We start from the raw sequence: 5,904 nt of genomic DNA on the forward strand, positions 1-5,904 counted from the left end.
GTGCTCTACCACTGAGCTATTCCCGCACTCTTAGCCTTGATGGCCGCCGCCGGCATTGTTCCCCGACAGCGGAGCGCATTGTACCTAAAATTCTGGACCGTGCAACAGGGTCTGAATCTGTTTGCCGTCTTTTTAGGCAACCGGCACTTTCAGGAAATGTTGCCGGTAATGACGCAACTCGGCGATAGACTCGCGAATGTCGTCCAGGGCCAGGTGGGTTTCCCCTTTCTTAAAGCCCTTGAGGACCTCGGGGGCCCAGCGGCGCGCCAGTTCCTTGAGGGTGCTGACATCCAGGTTGCGGTAGTGGAAGTAGGCTTCCAGCTCGGGCATGTACTTGACCAAAAAACGCCGGTCCTGGCCGATGGAATTGCCGCAGATGGGGGAGGCACCCTTGTCGACCCACCGGGCCAGAAAGTCCAGGGTCTGGCGTTCGGCGTCGGCCTCGGACACGTTGCTGGCTTTGACCCGGGCAATCAGGCCGTTGTTGGTGTGGGTGCGGGTGCACCATTCATCCATGGCATCCAGCAGGGCGTCGCTCTGGTGCACGGCCAGCACAGGGCCTTCGGCCAGCACATTGAGGTCTGGGTCGGTGACGATAGTGGCGATCTCGATGATCCTTTCCCGCTCCGGGTCCAGCCCGGTCATTTCCAGATCGATCCAAATCAGGTTGTCTTTGCTCATGGGTTTTCTTCTACAGGCTGACCTCGGTGTATCATAGGGTTTTACGTTAGCAGCAGCCAGGAGCAAAGTGGCCAAACGCAGCAAACTGACCCAGGGCCAACAGCGGCGGGTCAAGGCCAACCAGGCCAAACGCCTCAAGCAAAAAGACGAGGTACAGTTCGACGACGAACTGCTGGGCCCCGCCGAAGAGGGCCTGGTGCTGTCGCGCTTCGGCCAGCACGCCGACGTGGAAAGCAGCGACGGCCAGGTTTTTCGCCTCAATATCCGCCGCACCGTCGATTCCCTGGTGACCGGGGACAGGGTAGTCTGGCGCCGGGGCAATGAAGCCATGGCCGGTATCAATGGCGTGGTAGAAGCTGTGCATGAGCGCCATTCGGTAATGACCCGCCCGGATTTTTACGACGGCATCAAGCCGGTGGCCGCCAACATCGACCAGATGTGTATCGTTTCCTCGGTGCTGCCAGTGCTCTCTACCCATATCATCGACCGCTACCTGGTGGCGGCCGAAACCCTGGGGGTGGCGTCATTGATCATCCTCAACAAGACCGACCTGCTGGACCCTGCAACCCGAAGCGACGCCGAGGCCCAATTGCAGCTTTACCAGGACATTGGCTACAAGGTATTGCTGGTGTCGGTAAAGCAGGGTGAAGGTATGGCCGATCTTGAAGCCTATCTGCGCGACGAAATCAGCATTTTCGTCGGCCAGTCCGGGGTGGGTAAATCGTCCCTGGTCAACCGGCTACTACCCCAGGCCGGGCTGCTGGAAGGGGCCATTTCAGAGGGGTCTGGCCTTGGCCAGCACACCACTACTGTGGCGCGGCTCTTTCACTTCCCCAGCGGCGGTGACCTGATCGACTCTCCCGGTATCCGCGAATTTGCCCTTTGGCACCTGGACGAAACCACCATCGCCAGGGGCTTTCGGGATTTTCGCGATTTCCTGGGGACCTGCAAGTTTCGCGACTGCAAGCACAAGGCCGACCCTGGTTGCGCCCTGCAGGCAGCCGTGGCGCAGGGAGAACTGGCTCCCACGCGCTTGGAAAGTTACCATCGCATCGTCGACTCCCTGGCGGAGAGCCGACCCAGTTACGCATAACAACATGCGCTCAGCGCCCACATTGCCAAGGATATGACCGGTGTTTGACCAACTGAAAATCGCCCTGCAGTACATGATCCCCCAACACGGGCTGTCACGCCTGACCGGCTGGCTTGCCAGTGCCCGTATGGGAGTGCTGACCACGGCCTTTATCCGCTTCTTCATCAACCGCTACAAGGTGGACATGAGCGAGGCCAAGGACGAGTCTCCCGCCGCCTACGACAGTTTCAACGCCTTCTTTACCCGTGAACTGAAAGACGGCCTGCGTCCCCTGGCAGACAGCGACCTGGTGTTGCCGGTGGACGGTACCGTCAGCCAGCTGGGCCCGGTGACCGACGGGCGCATCATCCAGGCCAAGGGCCACGACTACAGCGCCGAGGCCCTGTTGGGGGTGCCGGAGCTGGCTGCCCCCTTCCAAAGCGGCGCCTTCTCCACCATCTACCTGGCCCCCCGTGACTACCATCGCATCCATATGCCCATCAAGGGCAAGCTCACCGACATGGTCTACGTGCCCGGCGCTCTGTTCTCGGTCAACCCCCTAACCGCCGAAAACGTGCCTGGCCTTTTTGCCCGCAACGAGCGGGTGGTCACCCTGTGGGAAACCGAAGTGGGCCCCATGGCCCTGGTACTGGTGGGTGCCACCATAGTGGCCAGCATCGAAACCGTCTGGGCCGGCACCGTCACCCCGCCCACCGGCAAAGGGGTGCGTCACTGGGATTATCGCAACCTCAAGACCATCGAGCTGGACAAGGGTGAAGAGATGGGCCGCTTCAAGCTGGGTAGCACTGTGGTGTTGCTGTTCGGCGACCAGGCGGTGAACTTCGCCCAAGAGCTGGCCCCCGGTGTCACCACCCGCCTGGGCGGGGCCTTCGCTCAAAAAGCCGGATGACGGCAAACCGCAGCCTCTGGGAGCTGCACCTGGCGGTAGCGCTGTTTGGCGGTACCGCCCTCTTTGCCAAACTGATCCCCCTTGGCGCCTTGGACATGACGGTGCTGCGCTGCCTGGTGGCCGCCCTGACCCTGGCCCTGGTAGTCAAGGTGGCCAGGGGCCGGCTGCGGCTGGGCAGCTTTCGCGAATACGGTATTGCCCTGGTGCTGGGGCTGGTGGTCAGCCTGCACTGGGTTACCTACTTTGCCTCCATGCAGGTGTCCACCGTGGCGGTGGGGATGATCGCCTTTTTCACCTACCCGGTGATGGCAGTGCTGCTCGAGCCCCTGTTAAAACGCCAGTTGCCGAGCCTTCGGGATCTCGGGGCCGCTGCCGTGGTGCTGGCGGGCATAGTGCTTATCCTGCCGGACACCGATCTTGGCAACAGCACCACCCAAGGGGTGGCCCTGGGAGTACTGTCGGCTCTGCTCTTTACCCTCAGAAACCTGCTGCACAAGCACCAATTCAGCCACCACTCCGGCCCCAAGGCCATGTTCTACCAATGCCTGGTGGCCGTTTTGGTGCTGGCCCCTTTCCAGTCCGACGCCGCCCTGGCCATGCCGGCTTGGGGCTGGGGCCTGGTGCTGGTGCTGGGCATCGGCTTTACCGCCACCCCCCACGCCTTGCTGGCCCAGGCCCTGGGTAACCTCAAGGTCAAAAGCGTGGCGCTGATTTCCTGTCTACAACCTATCTACGCCAGCGTTTTGGCGGCCTTGGTGCTGCATGAAATACCGGATTGGCGTACCCTCCTTGGCGGAGCGCTGGTGGTTAGCGCCGCCGTCTTTGAAACCCTGGCCGCCAGGACCCAGAAACCTTGAGTCAGGGCCGCCGGGTTCTGGCGGCCCTGCCTTAAAAGCCCTAGGATAAGAGGGCCTTATGTTCAGGGAAGTTGCCATGCCCGCACTGCTCCGTGCCTGTCTCGTTTTCTTGCTGCTGTGCGCCAGCGCCCAGGCCAGTACCCCTATCCAAAAACTGCTCAAAGAGCAGATGCAGAGCAAGGCCCAGGCCGCCAAGAAAACCACCGATCCCCAAGGGGACCAGCTGGCCAGCCTCTACACCGAGGCCGCCCAGCTGCTGGAACAGCGGGACGAGCACCAGAAGGTCGCCGCCCAGTACCAGGCCGTCATCGACAGCTTCCCCAAGGTGCAGCCGCAAAAAGAGGCGGCGGTTGCCCAGTACCAGTCCCCTGCGATCCCCCGCTATGTGACCTGGAACGAGAGCAAGCTCGACCAGGCCCTGCCGGCCGTCATCAGCGAGCAGCAAAAGCTGAACGACCAGCTGGACAAGGTGATCAACGAACAAAGCCGGATCTCCAGCCGTATCGGCCAGGCCAGCCTGCAGGCCGCCAGCCTGAGGGCAGAGCTTGCCCAGCAGCAACAGGATCTGGACAGCCTGTCCGGCTCCGGCGCCCTGGACCAGGCCAAGATGGCCCTGGCCCAGGCCAAGGTAGCCATGCTGGGGGCCTGGGTGCACCGCCTGGAGTTGGAAGACGCCTCCGCCAGCCAGCGGCTGCGTATCAAGGAATTGGAGCAGGAATTGCTGAGCCTGCAGCTGGCCGACAAGGTAGCCCAGCAATCGGCCCTGCAATCGGCCCTTAACGCCAAGCGCCAGGCCCGGATCCAGGCCACTTTGCTCGACAGCCTGGACAAGGACTACCAGCACCCCTACCTGGACGAGCTGGCCCAGGAAAGCATCGGCTATGCCGATCAGCTCACCCACCTCAACGACCAGATAGTGGGCACCCTGGCCCAGCTGCGAGAGGTCAAGCAGAAGAACCTGGAGTGGCGGGAATACCAGTCGTCGGTGGAAAAACAAATCGAGTGGCTCAAGGTCAGCGCCGCCTTCGGCGAGACCCTGCGTATCCGCTATGACCAGCTACCGAGGGACTTTCAGCACAGGCGTCTGATCGACACCATCAACCAGGCCAGGATCGACAAGTACGAGTACGACCAAAAGCTCAAGGCCCAGGTGGGCAACGAGGCCATGACCCAGCTGTCGGCCAAGCAGCAGGGCCAGGCCCAGAAGCTGCTGGACACCCGCAAGCAGCTGCTCAAAAGGCTGTCGGAGCGCACCTTCGAATACCTCAACCACCTGACCCAGTTGGAGATCGCCACCGGTGACCTGGAAAAGACGGTGGCGGAACTCAAGACCCTGATTGAAGGACACCTGTTCTGGATCCCCAATGCCCGCCCCCTGAGCTGGGGTTGGCTGACCGATCTGGTGGGGGACAGCGCCGCTTTCGTGAAGCAAAAGCTGGTGGAGGGCAACGAGTTCCGGCTCAGCCATCACCCGCTGTTGCTGGCTTTGGTACTGGGGCTGGTGTTGCTGGCCGGCCTTATTCGCTGGCTCGAAGAGCACCGGCTGCGTAAACGCCTGGCCGAACTGGCCAAGCCGGTGGGCAATGTCACCCGCGACAGCATCAAGGTCACGGTGCAGGCGCTGCTGATCACCCTGGCCTATGCCACCCCCTTGCCGCTGCTGTTCCTGACCCTGGGCCTGTTGGCCAAGGACACCCAGCCGGCCCTGTCCCTGGCGCTGCTGAGCGGCGCCTGCGGCACCGCCATCTGGCTGTCGGTGCGCAACCTCACCCATGAAGAAGGCATCTTGCAGAGCCACTTTCGCTGGCGGGCTGCCGGGGTAAGGCGGCTACGGATCCTGGTGCGGCGCCTAGCCCTTATCGCCACCCCTTTGGTGATGGTCACCGTCTATTGCCAGCTCCAGGGGGAAGAAGCCATACGCCAAGGCCTGGGCCGCCTGACCTTTATGACCCTGGCCGGGGGCCTGGCAGTGTTCTACCAGCAGCTGTACAAGCACCGCGAATTGCTGGTCTACAACCTGGAAAAGGGCCTCAAGGCCAAGCCCTGGCACCACCTGTTGTGGTGGGCGGCCATCGCCCTGCCCACCAGCGCCCTGGTGCTGGCCATTACCGGCTATTACTACACCGCCCAGCAGATCCTCTGGTTAGAGCAAGTCTCCTTGCTGATGCTGTGCGGTTACGGCTTTATCTACTACCTGGCCAAAAGGCTGCTGCTCATTGAGCGGCGCAAAATCGCCTTTGCCCAGGCCAAGGCCAAGCGGGCCGAGCTGCTGGCCCAGCGCACCAAGGAAAACCCCGAGCTCGACGTCAGTCAGGAAGTGCCGTCGGAAGAGTCCCTTATCGACGTGGACACCATTTCCAGCCAGTCCATCGCCCTGATGCGTA

General features: G+C 62.1%; 5 protein-coding genes. 4 read left to right on the top strand and 1 reads right to left on the bottom strand.

The window, feature by feature from the left end:
* Positions 1-132: 132 nt before the first annotated feature.
* Positions 133-681: an oligoribonuclease gene (gene orn, locus B3C1_RS19075; RefSeq protein WP_008486868.1), complete on the bottom strand. Its 549-nt coding sequence runs from the start codon at positions 679-681 to the stop codon at positions 133-135.
* 67 nt (positions 682-748) lie between these two features.
* Here orn and rsgA point away from each other — a divergent pair, with 67 nt between their 5' ends.
* From rsgA to B3C1_RS19095, 4 genes are all read left to right on the top strand, one after another.
* A complete protein-coding gene (gene rsgA / locus B3C1_RS19080; RefSeq protein ID WP_008486870.1) occupies positions 749-1,774 on the top strand; it encodes a small ribosomal subunit biogenesis GTPase RsgA in 1,026 nt (341 codons plus the stop codon).
* Positions 1,775-1,814: 40 nt separating this feature from the next.
* Positions 1,815-2,663 (top strand): archaetidylserine decarboxylase, encoded by an 849-nt coding sequence (asd, locus tag B3C1_RS19085; RefSeq protein WP_008486871.1) that lies wholly within the window; start codon positions 1,815-1,817, stop codon positions 2,661-2,663.
* On the top strand, positions 2,660-3,520 hold the full coding sequence (locus tag B3C1_RS19090) for a DMT family transporter (protein ID WP_008486872.1): 861 nt from the start codon (positions 2,660-2,662) through the stop codon (positions 3,518-3,520). Before asd ends, B3C1_RS19090 begins: the two co-directional genes overlap by 4 nt.
* 76 nt (positions 3,521-3,596) lie before the next feature.
* Positions 3,597-5,904: hypothetical protein (locus B3C1_RS19095; RefSeq protein ID WP_192813410.1), on the top strand; the 2,308-nt coding region annotated here is incomplete at its 3' end.

This window comes from Gallaecimonas xiamenensis 3-C-1 (assembly GCF_000299915.1).
GTDB classification, from domain to species: domain Bacteria; phylum Pseudomonadota; class Gammaproteobacteria; order Enterobacterales; family Gallaecimonadaceae; genus Gallaecimonas; species Gallaecimonas xiamenensis.

Excerpts from the sequence above, each read along its gene's own strand:
- orn (WP_008486868.1), bottom strand. The coding sequence starts at position 681 with ATGAGCAAAGACAACCTGATTTGGATCGATCTGGAAATGACCGGGCTG.
- B3C1_RS19090 (WP_008486872.1), top strand. The coding sequence starts at position 2,660 with ATGACGGCAAACCGCAGCCTCTGGGAGCTGCACCTGGCGGTAGCGCTG.